A 17,584-nucleotide genomic window follows, 5' to 3' on the forward strand; every position below is an offset into this window, starting at 1 on the left:
TTCATTCTACACGAATCAGGCTATGAGCCATTTTTTTATTTCAGTAGGGTGTCGCACTTCATATTACAATCCGTCTTAAATATATAAATTCTATACAATTTATAGTTTATACCTATAACCTTTCATCTCTTTTCCATCACTACCAATCATTCAACCCCTTTTTAATGCCGACAGGAATCTCTCTACTCTCCTTACAGTCGAGACTGCGAAGTATTCCTATCGAAGCTTATCCTCCGACGAACCTTGGGGTTCTCATCCCCTGAACGCAAAAAAGCTTCCCGAAGGAAGCTTTTTCTTACGTCCCAGGAGGGATACTCTCCTTACTGTCGAGACTGCGAAGTATTCCTTTCGAAGCTTATCCTCCGACGAACCTTTGGGGGTTCTCATCCCCTGAACGCAAAAAAGCTTCCCGAAGGAAGCTTTTTCTTACGTCCCAGGAGGGATTCGAACCCCCGACCGACGGCTTAGAAGGCCGTTGCTCTATCCTGCTGAGCTACTGAGACAAATATGTATAAAAATATGGCGCGATTCCTATTATACTCCGATTTCTATATTTTTCAATAGTTTTATAAAAAAATTAATAATTGCATCTTTTCACTTGTCTTGAACGTATTATTTTCATACTCAACACAGGTACAGAATATGAATGCTTTAAGCAGGCAATATTGAGGATATTAAGCTCAGATGTATATAGAACATGGGCAGACATATTCATGATGAGAATTGCTGGGTAATCTTTTGCATACATACATTTCACTGAATCAGATAAAGGAGAGAAACGCTATGAGACAACTTTTATCCGCATTATCCTATTTTAGTATCTTCTTCGCACCATTCCTGTTTCCCATCATTATTTGGATTGTTGCCAAGGACAACTATATTGAGGGACATGCTAAACGGGCCTTATTCTCGCATATATTCCCGTTTCTTGCCGCCATCCCGCTACTTTATTTCTTCGTTACCGCCCACAGTCTCGGTTCCGCTGTCGGATTTGTAATTCTGTTCTTTGTCATTTATGCATTAAGTTTTGTATACAATATCGTCAAAGGGATTCAAGTGCTTCGTGAATATGCCTGACCACAAGTTTTCACAATCAAGTTAAATTAATCATTCAAAAACCCGCCTTTCGGAAGAAGGGCGGGTTTCTGCATTCCGGTTACTTGTTTCCCTGACGCCACGGATTTTTCTGGGCAGGACGCTTGCTGTTTATGGCTAGCACTTCCTCGGCAAACTCGGTATGATGCGCGTAAAGGTTTCCTTTGTTTTTCTTGAACTTGGAAGCCATTGCTATCACCTCCCCGGAACTTGCATTTAGTATGGCTCCGGGTAATTCCGCTTATCCTTTGCCCCTATCGGCATTTGTTGGAACACTCGCCTTACGCCTGCCCCACCAAATAGCGCTGAAGAGTCGGCCCCAGTAATCCAAAAGCAAGCAGCTCACTCTGAAACCGGGCCTTATCCTCTCCTGCTGTAATGCCTTCACTGTTCTCAAACGCCGTTTCTGTGGCATCTTCAAACGCTGTATGCATATTGTTATTGTACCAGTCCAGAACAGCATCCGAATGATTGCGTACAATTCGAACGACTTCAAGCGAGTTCCCTGGCTGGGTTGCCGCAACGTATACAAGCAAAGACGGGTCCCCCGTATTTCCAGGCTGCACCTCAACTTCTGCACAAGACAATCCATCCACTTCGGTTAATCTGCGTATTTTGGCATCCTGAATGGCATACATTTGTTATCGCGCTCCTTTGTCCATTTCATGTACTTTGTTCGATCTGGTATCGGGTCTCCGGTGTTCCCAAGCGATAAATCTCCCGATACACCTGCTGTAATACAGCTTCATATGCACGATTTACAGACTCCTCCGGTGTATCCGGCCAAGGGAATACCATTCCTGGAAAGGCTTCTTCCTCTTTTTCCTGCATTAGATTAAGCAGTCCCAGTAATTGTTCCGCCTCTTGAGGCGTCGCATGGATAACCCATTCATACGACGTTGCGTACGGGTCCGGAATAACGGAGCGCCCCATGACAGATACATAATAGGTCATACTGTCCATTTGCAAGTTCTCTCCTTCACAGGCATGTTGAGGCCGTTGTCCCTAGAACTAGTTTCCGAAGAGGACAGACATTTTATGCCTGCTTTCGGCATATATTTGTTACGACTTCTGACGAAAAAGACAACATTTGCTGGCTGTTAGCAACTTAAGCAGCCTTTCGGATGAATGACTCGACTAAGAAAGGATGAACAAACCATGTGCGGTATAACCGGCTTCATACAGTGGAATCGGGACTTGACCCAGGAATCAGAGCTGCTGGTCCGGATGACGGACAGCTTGTCGAACCGGGGGCCCGACGCTTCAGGTACATGGATCTCCAATCCTTGTGCGTTCGGACATCGGCGTCTCAGCGTTATGGACCCGGAGAACGGGGCACAGCCCATGCATGCGTTACAGGGAGACACCTCCTATACCGTCGTGTATAACGGAGAACTATACAATGCCCCCGAGTTGAAAAAGGAATTGCTCCAGCGGGGACACCATTTCCGCACACAATGTGATACGGAAGTTCTGCTCGCCTCTTATATTGAGTGGGGACCGGCCTGTGTTGACCGGTTTAACGGAATTTTTGCTTTTGCCATATGGGATGGTGGACGCGAACAGGTTTTTATCGCACGTGACCGCCTGGGGGTCAAACCTCTGTTCTACAGTAATGCAAAAGATACCCTTGTATTCGGCTCAGAGCCCAAAGCACTTCTCATCCATCCGGATGTTGAAGCTGCTGTTGGCCCTGAAGGATTGGCAGAGGTATTTATTGTCGGTCCTGCCCGGACACCTGGACACGGCGTATATTCCTCTCTTAACGAGCTCAAACCTGCGCATGCGCTTATCTACAACCGAAACGGGATTAAAACCTATGCTTACTGGAAGCTGGAAAGTCAGCATCACGAACATAACCTGGAAGAAACAGCTGCCGAGGTGCGCAGCCTGTTGCAGGATACATTAGAACGGCAGCTTGCCTCGGACGTTCCGGTCTGCTCCCTGTTGTCAGGAGGACTGGATTCCAGCGCTTTGTCTGCATTAGCGGTGGATTATTACAACCGAACCGGTCAAGGTCAAGTCAGCACATATTCGGTCGACTATGTGGATAATGCAAAGCATTTTCAGGCCCATTCCTTCCAGCCTGGTGCTGATGGCCCCTGGATTAAGCGAATGGTGGATGAACTGAAGACGGATCATCACTGGATTGAGATTGAAAATGGTGAACTGGTTCATGCCCTGACTCAGGCCATGCTCGTGCGTGATTTGCCGGGCATGGCAGATGTGGATTCCTCCCTCTATCTCTTCTGTAAAGAAATCAAAAAAGGAGCCACGGTTGCCATTTCAGGCGAAGCGGCAGATGAAGTATTTGGCGGTTATCCCTGGTTCCATCGGGAAGAGATGCTGAACTCCGGTACATTCCCATGGTCTGTAGCGCCTGACATGCGAGCAGGATTGTTATCCCCGGACATTCGGGAATGGATCAAGCCGCTGGAATATCTCGCGGATCGTTATTCAGATGCTGTAGCTGAAGTGCCGTTACTCGATGGAGAAACGGGTAAGGCAGCCCAAATGCGAGTCATGTCCTATCTGAACATCACCCGGTTCATGCCTACACTCCTGGATCGTAAAGATCGGATGAGTATGGGGGCCGGGCTTGAAGTTCGGGTGCCTTACTGTGATCATCGTTTAATTCAATATGCGTTTAACGTTCCTTGGGAAATGAAAATGACAGGCGGACGGGAAAAAGGAATTCTGCGTAAAGCGCTGGAAGGTGTATTGCCTGACGATGTGTTATATCGGAAAAAGAGTCCGTATCCGAAAACACATAACCCGCAGTACCTGGCGGCCGTTAAACAGCAGGTGCTTGATATTTTGGATGACGCAAGCTCTCCGATCTTGCCATTAATCGATAAAGCGCAAATTCGCAAATTGGCCTCCTCATCGGATGCTTCATCGAACCTGCCCTGGTTTGGACAGTTAATGTCGGGTCCACAGCTGTTTGCTTATTTGACACAGATCAACTCGTGGCTCCGTACGTACAAAGTGGCCATTCGGTAAGTTGTACTAAGGTTCACATGTATGGGTCAATATTAAAATGGGTGTTTGGTGAACAGCATAGCTGTTCTTACCAAGCACCCTTTTAATATATAAAACCAAAATAATATTCACTTTGAAATTTTGGTTGGAGGCCTTCCTCCTATCCATGGATTGCAGCTGGATTTCGTTCAAGCAATCCACTGCCAAAGATCTCTCTGAACGGTGTATCCTCCATATGAATATAACCGATGTAACAGCCACACTTCTTCATGCCACACGGGCGATCTGCGGCTAAAGCTTCCAAACCATCGCGGTATAAATGTCCTATGATCCGACGATCTTTATAACATCTTTTTACATGCCCTGACCCTTGCACATAAAATACCTGCGAACCAGCGGAACAGCGCTTGCCCAAGCTATCGTAATCCTGCAAATTCCCTTCAAACAGCGGGTCAATCGACCGTAAAAAGGCGACCTCATCTACGGTGTAATACTTCGGTCGATCTTTAAAGGCATTGATCCACATATACACATCTTCGGGTAAAGCCTGCCTCATCGATTCAATAGCCGGAAATGCACTGCGCAATCCAACCGTCCCCACACTAAAAGCAAGCCCCATCTCACGTAAAGTCAAACATTGTTTTACAAAGGAAGACTCCTTCGTCTCACGCGGGTGATAGGTCGCCCAAAATGCCGCTTTCTGATGATTCAATTCACGGGCCCAGTCCAGTTTGACGGATAAATTGGTTTGGACTGCAATTTTGTCAACATGCGGCATATGTGACAGCTCTATCATGGCGTCCCGGTACCAGCGACGTACCAGCGCTTCTCCATACGGGTTAAAGAAAATCGAAAATTGATGTCCAGCGTTCTCCTGTTCCCTCACCCAATTCACAAATTGGCGCAGTTGTTGTTCATCCACCTCAAGCGTCTCCTTGGAATCTATCGTTTTGCTAAACGGGCAGTAAGGGCAGTCGTAATTACAGGATGACAGCTTGCCCCGATAATACAAGGTTGCTCTCATGAGAACACAAACCCTTCCATTTGTTCACGAACCTCAGCGGAGATAAGCCAATCTCCAATGGCATCAGAGTACCCCAAGCCCTCTTCTGTCAAGCGCAGCACCTGACTACCCTCATAATCCCGCTCAAGCTCAGCCATGCCCTCTGACAACAATTCACCCAACCAGACGTAGTCTGACATGACTTCCGTTTTGAATCGCTCGTAATAATCGGACAGCGCCAATCCTTCGCGATGCAGCAGGGCTTTCAGAATAAAGCGGCGCTTCTGCTCCTCCCGGCTCAGGACAATACCGTAATCGGCCACATCATAGCGCTCGGTCGCCACATAATCAGCAATGATGCTTTGTGTGGCCTTATAACTCACACCATACTTGGAAGCATAGTGTACTTCACTGGTATACGAGCGCGCACCGCATCCAAGACCAACCATGCCTTCCTCCTGACAACTGTAGGGCAGAAGCTCCTTACTGCCAAAAGAAGATTGCTCTTTGGCAAATCTGCGCATGGAATACTGGACATAGCCCCGGCTTTTTAAAGTCTCACGCGCAGCCCTGTAAAGCTCCATCCGAATATCCGGTCCCTGACGCTGGATATCGTCCGGTTTCACAATGGTATTCTCACGGGTGTACAGCGGATAAATGAAAATCTCACCCGGTTCATAGGAGAGGACACGTTCCAGGGAATACAGCCATGATTCCACCGTTTGTCCCGGCAGCCCATAGATCAGATCCAAATTCAACAAAGGAAATTCAAAACGCGCAAGTTTCTCAAGCGCGCGTTCCACTTCCTGCGGTTTCTGTGGACGGTAGATCGCTGAGGCTTCCGCTTCAATAAAACTTTGGATGCCCATGCTTACACGGTCCACGCTTCGCTCCTTCATAATCTGCAGCTTCGCTTCCGTTACGGTGTCTGGTGACGTTTCTACCGAGATCGAAGCTTGCGCTGGATCAAGCCCCATCACATGTTCTGCAATATCGAACAAGCGGTTCAACTGAATTTCATTCAATAATGTGGGTGTCCCACCACCGATGGCAAACCTCGAATAGGGTCTGCGTGAAGTGAGTGGTGCCCACTGCTTGGCTTGCCGTTCCAGCGCATCCACATAACGTACATGGGTGTCATCACGGCGATCCGGCAGCGTGAACAGATTGCAAAATCCGCAACGAGCGGCACAAAACGGGATGTGCATATATAAAAAATACGTATCAGTATTCTCACGTTCCCACAACGGACCGAGCGGTAACGGCGGGTTCAAGTCCCGATATGCGGTCTTGTGGGGATACGAATATAAATAAGAGCGATAGGGTGAAGCAAGCACTTCTCTGAGACTGGTAGCTGTATTAGAGCAGGCCTGTGCGGAATGACCAGCTGTCGTATGTTGAGATTGATCGTCCATCGGTCTCCTCCTTATCTCCGGTTTGTTATCGTTCGTAGTACAAGCTGTCTCCAGCAGTTTCAGCAGTTCTATAAAACAAATTCACGGTAAGGCACATTCCAGACGACATCATGCGCCAGCCTGTGGCCCTGATAACCATCCTCACCATAAGCCGTGCCATGATCGGAAAAAGCAAAACAAAACGTAGGCCGTGAACGCTGCCTCATTGCATCAAACAATGGCCCGAGGGCCTTATCCACGTACCGAAGCGCTGCACGCTGTGTCTCTACCGAGTCCTCTCTGGCACCCTCCACAAAATAACGATTGGGCCCGTGGATGGCAGACACGTTCAGGAACAGAAACAGCTTTTCATCCGGTGCGCTCTGCTCCAGCAGCTTCAGGGCATGCTGAACCTGATGCTCGGTCGATTTGGGATTGGTTACCCCAAAGTTCATTCGCCAGTAGCTTTGCTGAAAATAAGCTGGCAGCACTTTGGCGAGCGGATTTTTCTTGGTGAAGAAAATGACCCCGCCAATACAGATCGTACGATATCCTTCAGCAGCGAATCCGGATACGATATCCGGTGTGTCGAACAGCCAGGTATGCGGATGAGTCTTTAATCCGGTATTCCGGGAATGAAAAAGTCGTACGTGAGAGGCTTTGTCCGTATTGGCAGGTGTAGGCATGAAGCCGCCAAAAAAGGCATGATGTGCCGCATACGTAAAACTTCCCGGTGTATGACGCTGCTCCCAGGAACCCGAGCCGCACAGGTTGGGGCAATTCTGTTCCTCCAGCTTGGCCACGTCATACCTTAACGTATCCAGGGTGATCATCAATAGATCATGGGAGCCTACGATGGTGTTCATATCAGGCATGGTTGTAAGGCCCCTTTCGCAAAAGTTCCATTTCCCATTCATACGTTCCAAGTCCGTTATGCTGTACTCTGTACAACAAATCTCCGAACGGATTTACATCCAGAACATAAGCACGGGGTTCAGTGCCACTACTGAGCATCACATCAATACCAGCAGACCATGAGTTGGGAAAGGCAGCCATCGCCGCTTTCGCTGCCGTCTGAACCCGTTCCATCTGCTGTTCATCCAGCCCCGCTTCTGCGGGCAGCAACCGCTCATTGCGCAAATGCAGATTGGTGATTGGTGTCTGACTAAGCCGTACGACAGCATGTCCTGCTTGTCTGCCTGCCACAAGCTGGCGAATATCAAACACGCTTGAACCCTGGGACGCTTTGGCCATCCAGCGTTCAATCTGGGCACCCTCAGCACACAGCCAATCCATGAGCGCTGAAATCTCTGAAGTACGTGTGTACCTGCGCATCCGGCCTTCATTATAAAAAATGGTCTTTCCTTGATCCCGCTCCATTCCCACCGTGGTTATGGCAATTTCAGCACCCGTTCGGGGATTAATTTGATAGGCAACAACGCCTGAAGCCCCGGAACCACACGCTAGCTTCACGAAAACGCGATTCATACCGGCTGTCTTCATTGCAATACGCAGCTCGGCAGCGTTTTTGATCGGCTCCGAAGAGGGGAGCATTGGAGGGATCTGAACCCCGTGTGAGGATAGATGCTGCTGGCATTTCCTTTTATCAAACATGATCGCAATGTCATGGGGATCATTCATGAATCTGGCATTGGGCCAATATTCCCGAGCTTCACGACCGACTCGTTCCAAACATGCCTTCCAGCCACGAAACCATTGGCCGGGTGCGTGGATTCGCCCCCACTCCTGTTCAAGAACGAGTGTCTGTTCTGCCGAAATCATGCTTGCAGAAGTACCATCCTTTAACTGAGCTATATCACTCCCAGCTCCAAGAAAGAGCAGCTCACGCTCTACCTCCCATTCCTCACCAGGAGCGTCCATTCGAATAAGAGGTATGTTAATCGCTCCGTGAATTGAATCATGATTCGCATAGGACATCGATGTTGGTGAAGATATCCATGTCTCTCCGTACATGTGCGTAGTCCCTCGCGCTCCCAGACATTGCTGTAAAGCATCCGCTATAGTTCCGCCCTGTCTCCATGTCTGTAGCAAACGAGCATAAGGCAGCACAAGTGCAGGTTGTAAGCCAAGGCGCTGTCTTGCCTGCTGTAATTCAAGGGTACGGCGATTATTCGGATTTCCAATTAACAAAAATGGCTGCTCCAAAATCATATCCGAATGCTTAGCTAAGCGTTGCAAATTTTCTTCCATTTCCGTCATGCCTGACATCATTTATTCCGTTAACGACGGGTAACGCCAGTCATCTTCATCACTCTGTTGTTGCTCGCTGACATCTACAGATATGCCAGAACGTTTCCAGCGAATGAGCATTTCGTCCGTCATGTAGTGGTAACTAAGATTAAGATGCTTAAGTTTTTTGATCTTGTCACTGGCAAGCAGTGCTTCGGCCCCTTCATCAGACAACGTGCCCTCCGACAGATCAAGGACCTCCAGTTGATCCAAAATCGGCGCCTCTGCTGCAGCTTTTGCAATCTCATCCTGAATCTCACTATCTTTCAGACCCAGGTAGACGAGCTTTGGAAACAAGCCTTGTTCCAAGAATGGAAGTACATCCTGAAGCGAACCATCGAACCCGTAATCCTCCACACCCAAATATAGTTCAAGCTTGCGCAATTCAGGCAACTTAGCGCGGGCAATTGAAGCTAATACGCCTTGGGGCAGACCACCGCAAATAATGATCAATTCTTCAAGTTTGGCATGCTCCATTGGCTCCAGACTTAGTCCGCTGCTGCCCTTTACTGAAAACGACTTCAATTCAGGAAAAGCAACCAATAGTGGTGTGAGATCCGTCTGAATAATCCAGGATACCTCGCATTCTTCAAAGCCCATATCTCCGATAAACAGTTTCTTCAAGGACGGAAAGCTTGGAGCCAATTCGGTGAGTGTTCCCAAGAATTCATCCGGCGAATTTTCATAAGCCTGTCCCCAGTCTCCAATAATCAGGCTCTCCAGCGAACCAGCCTCCGGTTTGGCAGCCAGCTCCCTGATCAACGTTTCCATACGAATACCGTTCTCATAATCATCATAAGACACCGTTAGCTTCACTTCTTGCATAAGCAAATCCCCTCCGTTTGAGTTCATTGATGATTCGTTAACTTGAATGTTAACCGATACGGTACAAGACTTGCAACTTCTTCCAACCCCGGTCCTAATGCTCTGCTCAAACGTGAAATCTTCATATTTCCTTTATAGGTATAGGAACATACGTTCCGATATTTATCCTAAGAAAATTGGGGTTTATTGGGGGTCTAACGTACTGGATTTATTAAATTCAGCTCACTCATTTAAAAATAAAAAAACGTTAATGGTCGGTAAACCATCCCACAGGAATGATTCTTACCTTCCACTAACGCTTTGATATTGAAGCAAGGCTATGAATTCACCTTATACATTCATATTCGTATGAGCCGATTCGGTTGAAGCTCAACCCTCCAGTGTGGATACGAGCGCTCTCAGCGCGTGACCCCGGTGACTGATCGCCTGCTTTTGCTCCAACGTAAGCTCAGCCATCGTCATCTCGTATTCAGGCACATAGAAGAGTGGGTCATATCCAAACCCGCCACCACCGGCTGCTTCAGCTGTGATCCAGCCTTCCACCATGCCTTCTGATTCATACTTGTCTCCGGTTGCCGGATCATATAACACCAGTGCACAGACGAAACGGGCCGGACTCAGCAGCGGTTGCTCGGTATCTTCACCGGATTTGAGGGATTCCAGCGTCTCAAGCAGCTTGGCATTGTTCTTCGCATCGGTTGCACCTTCACCTGCATATCTCGCAGAATACACTCCCGGGTCGCCGTCCAGCAGATCCACGCACAATCCCGAATCGTCAGCCAGGACAGGCAGCCCAAGGGCATCACCCACCGCTTTGGCTTTCTTCCAAGCATTCTCCGCAAAGGTTACGCCATCCTCAACAACATCTGGCAGCTCCGGATAGTCAAACATGCTTTTGACTTCTTTGCCCAGCGGAGCGAATGCATGGGCAAATTCACGTACTTTCCCCGCATTGCGGGTTGCAACAATGATAATTGAGCTATCCAGACTCATCTTAAGCTTCTCCTAATCCACGAGCACCGATCTTGAGTGCAATGGGACCAAGAACTTCTTTTTGACGCTCAATCATTTCCAGAATGCCCTGCTCACCCAGCTCCAGCATCGCGTTCAGCTCACGACGGTCAAATGGTGCTTCTTCGCCTGTTCCCTGAAGCTCCACATATTTCCCGCCGCCCGTCATCACGAGGTTCATATCTACCTTGGCTTTGGAATCTTCATCATAGTTCAGATCCAGCACAGGCTGTTCTCCAACTACACCCACACTTACCGCTGCAATGAAATCTGTAATCGGGAATACTTGCAGTTTATGTTGTTGGGAAATTTTGTTCACAGCGAGAGCCAGAGCTACAAACGAACCGGTAATGGACGTTGTGCGTGTACCCCCGTCTGCTTGTATAACATCACAGTCCAGTGTAATCGTACGCTCACCCAGCGCCTGCAAATTAACGACTGAGCGCAGTGCCCGGCCAATCAGGCGCTGAATTTCCATGGTGCGCCCAGTCAATTTGCCGCGGTTCGCTTCACGCTGATTCCGGGTATGTGTTGCACGCGGCAGCATGGAGTATTCAGCCGTTACCCAGCCTTTACCCTGCCCTTTCATAAAGGGAGGAACACGTTCCTCCACAGTAGCTGTACAAATAACCTTGGTATCTCCCACTTCAATCAGTACAGAACCTTCGGCGTATTTATTTGTGTTAATTGTTAAATTCATCGGGCGCAGCTGGTCGCTTGTTCGTCCGTTAGATCTCATCATTTCTGCCTCCTACGACTTAAGCATCCTGTAATGTCGAGCTTGTTCACACTTTTACTAATCCCTTCTATATTACCAAAGAGTTCAGTTAAAAGCATCCTGTCCCCCAAAGAGTTCTGTCAACCTTACGCTAGACGGCTCTTTGTGGCTTAAATTGGAATCTCGTTGATATATTCAGGCTTCGATACGGGGGCACTATAATCCCGATTATCATCACTCATGACTGTCTTTTGGCCATTCCATTCAATCTGGACTTTAGCTTCCTTGCCTGCTGTGTTCTCAGCCGTGGTCAACACGACGGATTGCAGCAGTTCACTTGGCACGACATCTCCCTCGGTGAACATGTCGTCTTTGAGTGCAACCGTTACGGTTCCATCCTGGGACGTTTTGACCGATTGCAGCTGGGTTCCGCCTGTCATAACCTCTTCCAGCTCCCCGCCTTTGGCTGGCCCCTTGATCAGTTCATTCAACGCCGCCTGCACCCGGTCTCCACCTGGTGTCACAAGACGTGTAACCGGAACATAATATTGGATGCCTGCTGGCGTAGCGGCTGAGAAATAAACCGTCACCGGACTGCTGTTGGTCGTGAATGTATCACCCAAATCGAGATTGATGCCCACCGCCCGGTTCAACGGTTCCGGCAGCGGTGTGCTGTTTACTGGCATTTGCGTCAGCTTTTTGCCGTCTACCCAGATCTGTACGTTCTGCACATCTGGTGTACCCGTGAGTGTCCAGGTGACAGCCTCCAGCATTTTGCGCTCGTCCTTGGCATCATACTTGGCGAAGTCGCCCGAGAACTCCACGACTGCCAGCTTGTCATCCGCATGAATCGTTACGTTCTGAACAACAGTGCCCTGCGGGAGAACGCCCTGAAATCCTTCAGGCAACATCCCTGCATAAGGACCGCCCGTCACGAGTGTATCCAGAGCTGTTTTGGGGCTGCTAACGTCCGTGCCCGACGGAAGCGTCATGGATACCGGAGCAAGCAAACCTTGCTGGTCCTGCAAATACACGGTTGTAAGCGGCAGCTTGGCGAGTGATCCGTTGCCCTCGGCCGCCTGAATCATAGCCGCTTCCTGAATCGGCGGCGGTGGATCGATTGCCTCGGAGGACTGTGCCCCAAACATGCCACATCCGGATAACACCACAGGAATACTCAACAGCGCAGCTGCAGAAGCTGTACGCAAATAACGGATCTTACTCATGATCACGTTCCCCCTCATCATTTTTACAGTTTGTACTACCATGTATACGAGCCTTTGCCCAAAAAATAACTACTTTTTAAACAAGCACATCATGCATAAAGTCAAAATCAGGCGTTCCATCCCCATCGAAAGTAGCAAAGAAACCCAAAACGGTTAATAACGTATTAGGATACAAGCATAAGGACATTGCTAACTTCAGAGGAGGAATCGCCCATGGAACATCCTGAGCAAGAAAAAATCCCTTACAGCCTGAATAGCCGCAAAGTGGAAGAGGCCACGAGGGAATGGCTGCATAAGAGGGGCGTCAAAATCTCTGAGATCGCGGAACTGGTCATGATGCTGCAGAAAAAGTATTATCCAGATCTGACGATGGAAGAATGTATCGACAATGTGGAGAAAGTGTTACGCAAACGTGAGGTCCAGAACGCAGTCCTGACAGGCATTCAGCTGGACCTGTTGGCAGAGCAAGGCAAACTCATTTCGCCTTTGCAGGAGATGATTGAGAATGATGAGGGGTTATATGGTGTGGATGAGATTCTCGCGTTCTCCATCGTCAACGTATACGGCAGTATCGGATTCACGAATTACGGTTATGTAGACAAGTTAAAACCTGGCGTGCTTGAACGTCTGAACGACAAGAGCCTTGGGCCTGTGCATACGTTTCTGGATGATATCGTGGGTGCTATTGCCTCGGCGGCCAGCAGCCGGATTGCACATCGCAAACAATCGGAGCTTGAAGAAGCTTTGGGACAAAAACCGGTCAGCGATGATATCGTATAGTTTACGATTCGGATCATGACAAAAAGGCGGCCACCAGGCCGCTTCTTTTGTATATTCACTTATTTCGGTATACGTTATTTCATATGCTCCTGTCTTCCCGCTCCCGCCAATCGATATACTTCTCTCCAATTCTGTTCGGCTGAAGCTGGCTTAGCCTGTACACGACTGGGTCCAATCGTAATTTCCGGGCCTTTGCGTTCTCGCAACAAACCACGAAGTACAGTAATACCAAGTATGCTCAACCCAGTAAATACATACATCAGGCGCATAATGACGTTACCGGAATCCGTACCGGTAACCATGCCATGGAACAGTAAACCGATAAATACGGGATAAGACAGCAAATGGAACATAAACCACCATTTGCGGCCGAGCTTGTTACGCAGGTCACTGGATAACAGTACGATCACGAGACCATAAAAAGCTAACGTACCCAATCCGCTTCCGATTGGATGCACGGAAGCCGTAAACGGAATGAGCAATTCACTCCAGGTAAACGGGCTATAGTGATCAATATATAGGGTTAACGCATGTACAAGTCCAAGTCCAAAGGCGAGCCAGGTCGTTCGGGTATGCCATTTAAACATGGCTGCTTTGGGTTTGCCTTTGGCCATGGGCATGCCTTGAGCGATCCCCAGAAACACACCCGCAAAGAGCAGCAAATAAGCGCCTATTCCACTAATTCGAATGATATTCCACGTCGGCAGGTAATTTACAATCCATTGTGCCATAACCGGCTCCCCCATATCTGATAGACTTGTCGTTTATATAAGGCTGAAGCGGTGATCCGGATCAAACCCGGGCCAGCGTTCAGCAAGCGTATCGGTATTGCCTCTAAAATAAGTGCTCCCATTCCGAGTCATCCAGAGGACGTCATGCCGATCGTAATGTCGGTTTAACCAGCCCACTGCCTCGGCACTTCCCAAGATACAAACGGTCTTGGCAATAATTTCACATTGCGATGCATGCTGGCCCAGAACGGTACACTGCAGCACATCGGTATCCGCTGGCTTCATCGTACGGGGATCAATCAAGTGATGCGAAAGGCTACCGTCCATATTCTCCCAATGTCTTCGCACAATACCAGAAGTGGCAACTGCACCTTTCCGCAACTGAATGTTCCCTATCAGATTACGCTCCTCTTGATAAGGATCGGTGACATGTACAGACCACATCGGATGATCCATTGTCCCCCATGCCTGAATATCTCCACCTGCATTAATTAACCCCGCCGGAATATGGAGTGTACGTTGCAGCCAATCGGCGATACGCTCAACAGCCCAGCCCTTAACAATGCCCCCAAGGTCCAGCTCGGTTCCAGGGTCCTTATGAACCATTCGGCTGCCTTCCCTTTGAATCCAGCTTGGGCGGCTATAGTCATATTCATCTTTTGGCATATCATTTATATCCGATTGTCGGATGTCCCACCTGCGTTCGGTTCCTGATGGATGAAGCTCTCTTTGCTGCAGCTGCTCGAAGCTGACATCGTAACCAGAAGCCCGCAGAGCCTGAGAGATACCTGGCTGAAAAATCCCTTCCGTCTGACCAATATAACCGTATGCCAAACTTAACACCTCATCCATTGCTGCGGAGATGGGCATCCAGCCTGTGCAACGATTCAGACGATTCAATTCACTGTCTGCCGCAAATCGGCTGAATCGCTGTTCCTGCGTTTCGAACCAATTTTTCACCAGCGCTGCCGCATGCTCAGCCTCTTCCCGTCCTGCTGCCAACTGGACTTCCACGTCCGTGTTCATCGCCCGGAAACGGAACATAAGCAGACGGGAGGCTTGCTCTGTGCGGCTCATGATGCACCTGTGCGTGACTGATAGTTGCCACGGCTATATCCGGAGTCTGTATCCTGATTGCTGCTCTGATCTGATATCCAGCCACCCGACGATCTGCCTTGATTCGGAACGATGGCGTTGGTTCCATCGGCCGTCCCCTCATCCAGGCTATCGCCCTCATTGGACGGTGCATTGGAAATGCTGTCCGTGTTATCTGTCCATTCGTCCATGACATCATCCTGGGTATCCACCCGGGTAGAGGCTGTACTGCTTATATCATTACCATTAGCCGCCGCATAAGCGATATCAAAGGCATCAGAAGTTCTTACATATTGAAAGAGTGCAGCCACGGTCAACGTTGCCGCCGCCGAGGCTTGCCATTTTCTCCATTGGTTTCGTTTTTTTCTAGTCATCGCTCTTCCCTGCTTTCTATGGCGAAGTTCATGCATTTATCATAGAAGTGCAGGCTTAAAAGAAGATGAATGAACCGTTAAGAGAGACTAAAGCTTTATTTTATTGAAGTCATTATTTAAGTCGTTATACGCAAAAAAAAGACTCTGACCAGGAAGATCCCCTGCCTCAAAGTCTTGTAATCCCAAGTATACACCCTAACCATGCTCCCTAAAAAAGAATTCTCCGTCCGACCGCTGCTCCTGTACAATAACCTCACGTCGGATCAATTCCTGCAGATGCGCCAACGTCTCACTCATCGCAAAGCGAAGCTGATGTGTTCCCAAGCGGTCGCCGAACATAAATACACACATATCATATGCACTCGTCGGTGCTTCCCGGATTCGCTCACCCATCTTCTGAAGGCGTTCCTCATGATGAGTAAGCAGATGGACGGTTCGATCGGCAAAATGGCCAAACGGATTCCGGTGACCTGGATATGCCACCTCTACATCCAAAGCCCCCAGTCGATGCAGCCCTTCCATATAAGACAATAAAGGCTGATCGTCACTTCCTGGCTGCAGGCTGATATTCGGTGAGATCTGCGGTAATACCGCATCTCCACACAGGATCTCCCTGGAGTCCGGCGCATAAAAGGATAGATGTCCTGGCGCGTGCCCCCCTGTTTCCACCGCAATCCACTTTTTCCCGCCCATAACCAGCCATTCGCCATTTTCAATCGGTGTCACAAGTGGAAGTGGCGTAATCTGTGAGTTGAATCCCTCCATATGTTCGCCAATCTGCTCCATCTTGTCTTCCGGCATCCCGTGGCGACCATAGTATTCCGGTAGCACTGTGTTAATGGTCGCCTCAGGTCCCCACATATAATCTGCCTCCTGGCGGGATCGTGTGGACATTCGAACAGGCGCACCCGTTTGCTGCTGTATCCAGCCGGATAACCCCAGATGATCGGGATGATGGTGAGTCAACACAACTTGCTTAATATCCTGTAAAGTTAAATTTAAACCTGCGAGTGCTTCATGCCACTCCTGTTCCGTCTCAGCACTGCGTGGTCCCGGGTCAACAATCGTTATTGTTCCGTCCGGTTCATAAAGTATATAGCTGTTCACCCAGCGGAGTGGAAAAGCCATCGTAATCTTGACCCGATGCATGCCTGCTGGCATGGAAATGGATTCCGTTTGCTTCATTAATATTCTCCTCCAACTCTACTGCACAGGCCGATGACCGACAAAAATCATCCGCGGCGATGTCTGCTCATCGTACTTTTCTTCATCATAACCGCCATGTACCTGATCTACCACGAGTCCTGCCTCGTGAAGCAGATCACGTAGTTGTTCGCGGGTGTACAATTTGACGCGTTCCTGATAGATTCGCGGTTTCTGCTCGGATGCGATATCGGTGATGTGTATTTCTTTTTGCACAAATCCATCCTGGATCTTGCGAAACTCTTCAATATACTGTCCTTCGCTTTCACGTGTTGAATGCTGCACCAGATGGCGAGTCACGTAAGCCGTGTTCATAAAATCAATAATATAACTGCCTCCCGGCTTCAGCATCCGATGAATAGCGCGCAATACTCTGAGCTGTTCTCCATCCTCTCGGAAATAACCAAACGAGGTAAACAGATTGACCACGGCGTCAAATCCGCCTTTCAGTGGAAGCTCGCGCATATCGGCGTGATACCACTCTACACGATGTTCGGTATCCATTTCACGTGCTTCACGCAAAAGCACATCAGAAAGATCGATACCGGTCACCTGGAAACCAGCGTCAGCAAGGGCCAAAGAATGTCGGCCCATACCACAGCACAGATCCAGTACCTTGGATTTTGGCTGAAGCTTTAACCAGCTTATCATTTTATGTACTTCCTGGTATGCACCCTGCACATCCCGATGCTTATACACAAGAAGATAGTCTTCTCCAAAACTCTTTTCATACCATTCCGTCATTACGTATCGCCCTCCACATGGTCACTGGCCCAACGATCCGTAATACGCTGTTATACCAGCCGGATCATTTCTCTATAGCTTTTAGCCATTGTACCGTCTTTATCCTTCAAACTCAAAAATTCCCACGAATCGTCCGCGTTGAACGGCCGGGAA

The 17,584-nt window shown here is 48.8% G+C and carries 19 protein-coding genes and 1 tRNA gene; 3 read left to right on the forward strand and 17 right to left on the reverse strand.

All coding sequences use genetic code 11. The features are described 5' to 3' along the window. Positions 1 to 429: 429 nt before the first annotated feature. Positions 430 to 503, reverse strand: a tRNA-Arg gene (locus tag P5G61_RS24810). Between the two features lie 280 nt (positions 504 to 783). Here P5G61_RS24810 and P5G61_RS24815 point away from each other — a divergent pair. Then, entirely contained in the window at positions 784 to 1,077 is a 294-nt protein-coding gene (locus tag P5G61_RS24815) for a magnetosome magnetite crystal formation protein family (protein WP_053783120.1), read from the forward strand. Between the two features lie 79 nt (positions 1,078 to 1,156). On the opposite strand, the gene P5G61_RS24820 is transcribed toward P5G61_RS24815, so the two are convergent. From P5G61_RS24820 to P5G61_RS24830, 3 genes are all read right to left on the reverse strand, one after another. Then, complete coding sequence (locus P5G61_RS24820; protein WP_256984583.1) at positions 1,157 to 1,285, reverse strand: hypothetical protein; 129 nt, start codon at positions 1,283 to 1,285, stop codon at positions 1,157 to 1,159. 91 nt (positions 1,286 to 1,376) lie between these two features. Beyond that, positions 1,377 to 1,733, reverse strand: a complete 357-nt coding sequence (locus P5G61_RS24825; RefSeq protein WP_079347381.1) for a hypothetical protein — start codon at positions 1,731 to 1,733, stop codon at positions 1,377 to 1,379. Between the two features lie 25 nt (positions 1,734 to 1,758). Further along, positions 1,759 to 2,058 carry a hypothetical protein gene (locus P5G61_RS24830; protein ID WP_301248897.1) on the reverse strand — a complete coding sequence of 100 codons (300 nt, stop codon included), beginning with the start codon at positions 2,056 to 2,058 and terminating at the stop codon, positions 1,759 to 1,761. Positions 2,059 to 2,253: 195 nt separating this feature from the next. Between P5G61_RS24830 and asnB the strand changes: the two genes are divergently transcribed. Then, positions 2,254 to 4,098, forward strand: coding sequence for an asparagine synthase (glutamine-hydrolyzing) (asnB, locus tag P5G61_RS24835; protein WP_301248898.1), 1,845 nt, complete (start codon positions 2,254 to 2,256; stop codon positions 4,096 to 4,098). Positions 4,099 to 4,237: 139 nt separating this feature from the next. On the opposite strand, the gene P5G61_RS24840 is transcribed toward asnB, so the two are convergent. The 8 genes from P5G61_RS24840 to P5G61_RS24875 all read right to left on the reverse strand — a co-directional run bounded on the left by P5G61_RS24840 (position 4,238) and on the right by P5G61_RS24875 (position 12,504). Further along, a complete protein-coding gene (locus P5G61_RS24840) occupies positions 4,238 to 5,101 on the reverse strand; it encodes an STM4011 family radical SAM protein (protein ID WP_301248900.1) in 864 nt (287 codons plus the stop codon). After that, positions 5,098 to 6,495, reverse strand: a complete 1,398-nt coding sequence (locus P5G61_RS24845; protein ID WP_301248901.1) for an STM4012 family radical SAM protein — start codon at positions 6,493 to 6,495, stop codon at positions 5,098 to 5,100. Before P5G61_RS24845 ends, P5G61_RS24840 begins: the two co-directional genes overlap by 4 nt. A 68-nt stretch (positions 6,496 to 6,563) precedes the next feature. Further along, positions 6,564 to 7,349 carry an STM4013/SEN3800 family hydrolase gene (locus tag P5G61_RS24850; RefSeq protein WP_301248902.1) on the reverse strand — a complete coding sequence of 262 codons (786 nt, stop codon included), beginning with the start codon at positions 7,347 to 7,349 and terminating at the stop codon, positions 6,564 to 6,566. After that, a complete protein-coding gene (locus tag P5G61_RS24855) occupies positions 7,342 to 8,703 on the reverse strand; it encodes an STM4014 family protein (protein WP_301248903.1) in 1,362 nt (453 codons plus the stop codon). The genes P5G61_RS24850 and P5G61_RS24855 overlap by 8 nt, the downstream gene beginning before the upstream one ends. A gap of 3 nt (positions 8,704 to 8,706) precedes the next feature. Beyond that, a complete protein-coding gene (locus P5G61_RS24860) occupies positions 8,707 to 9,549 on the reverse strand; it encodes an STM4015 family protein (RefSeq protein WP_301248904.1) in 843 nt (280 codons plus the stop codon). Positions 9,550 to 9,918: 369 nt separating this feature from the next. Beyond that, complete coding sequence (locus P5G61_RS24865) at positions 9,919 to 10,542, reverse strand: XTP/dITP diphosphatase (RefSeq protein ID WP_301248906.1); 624 nt, start codon at positions 10,540 to 10,542, stop codon at positions 9,919 to 9,921. A 1-nt stretch (position 10,543) separates the two neighbouring features. Next, positions 10,544 to 11,302: a ribonuclease PH gene (gene rph / locus P5G61_RS24870; RefSeq protein ID WP_024632518.1), complete on the reverse strand. Its 759-nt coding sequence runs from the start codon at positions 11,300 to 11,302 to the stop codon at positions 10,544 to 10,546. A 146-nt stretch (positions 11,303 to 11,448) separates the two neighbouring features. Then, positions 11,449 to 12,504 (reverse strand): GerMN domain-containing protein, encoded by a 1,056-nt coding sequence (locus P5G61_RS24875; RefSeq protein WP_079347395.1) that lies wholly within the window; start codon positions 12,502 to 12,504, stop codon positions 11,449 to 11,451. Positions 12,505 to 12,717: 213 nt separating this feature from the next. On the opposite strand from P5G61_RS24875, the gene P5G61_RS24880 reads away from it, so the two are divergent. After that, positions 12,718 to 13,284, forward strand: coding sequence for a phosphatidylglycerophosphatase A family protein (locus tag P5G61_RS24880; RefSeq protein WP_024632520.1), 567 nt, complete (start codon positions 12,718 to 12,720; stop codon positions 13,282 to 13,284). Positions 13,285 to 13,358: 74 nt separating this feature from the next. On the opposite strand, the gene P5G61_RS24885 is transcribed toward P5G61_RS24880, so the two are convergent. The 5 genes from P5G61_RS24885 to P5G61_RS24905 form a co-directional block, all read right to left on the reverse strand. After that, positions 13,359 to 14,015 carry a ferric reductase-like transmembrane domain-containing protein gene (locus tag P5G61_RS24885; RefSeq protein WP_301248907.1) on the reverse strand — a complete coding sequence of 219 codons (657 nt, stop codon included), beginning with the start codon at positions 14,013 to 14,015 and terminating at the stop codon, positions 13,359 to 13,361. Positions 14,016 to 14,048: 33 nt separating this feature from the next. Beyond that, positions 14,049 to 15,092 carry an FAD:protein FMN transferase gene (locus P5G61_RS24890; protein WP_301248908.1) on the reverse strand — a complete coding sequence of 348 codons (1,044 nt, stop codon included), beginning with the start codon at positions 15,090 to 15,092 and terminating at the stop codon, positions 14,049 to 14,051. Next, complete coding sequence (locus tag P5G61_RS24895) at positions 15,089 to 15,484, reverse strand: hypothetical protein (RefSeq protein ID WP_301248909.1); 396 nt, start codon at positions 15,482 to 15,484, stop codon at positions 15,089 to 15,091. Before P5G61_RS24895 ends, P5G61_RS24890 begins: the two co-directional genes overlap by 4 nt. A 195-nt stretch (positions 15,485 to 15,679) precedes the next feature. After that, on the reverse strand, positions 15,680 to 16,669 hold the full coding sequence (locus tag P5G61_RS24900) for an MBL fold metallo-hydrolase (protein ID WP_301248910.1): 990 nt from the start codon (positions 16,667 to 16,669) through the stop codon (positions 15,680 to 15,682). An 18-nt stretch (positions 16,670 to 16,687) separates the two neighbouring features. After that, positions 16,688 to 17,431 carry a class I SAM-dependent methyltransferase gene (locus tag P5G61_RS24905; protein WP_301248911.1) on the reverse strand — a complete coding sequence of 248 codons (744 nt, stop codon included), beginning with the start codon at positions 17,429 to 17,431 and terminating at the stop codon, positions 16,688 to 16,690. Positions 17,432 to 17,584 lie beyond the last annotated feature (153 nt).

It is taken from the genome of Paenibacillus vandeheii (assembly GCF_030433635.1).
Lineage (GTDB): Bacteria > Bacillota > Bacilli > Paenibacillales > Paenibacillaceae > Paenibacillus > Paenibacillus vandeheii.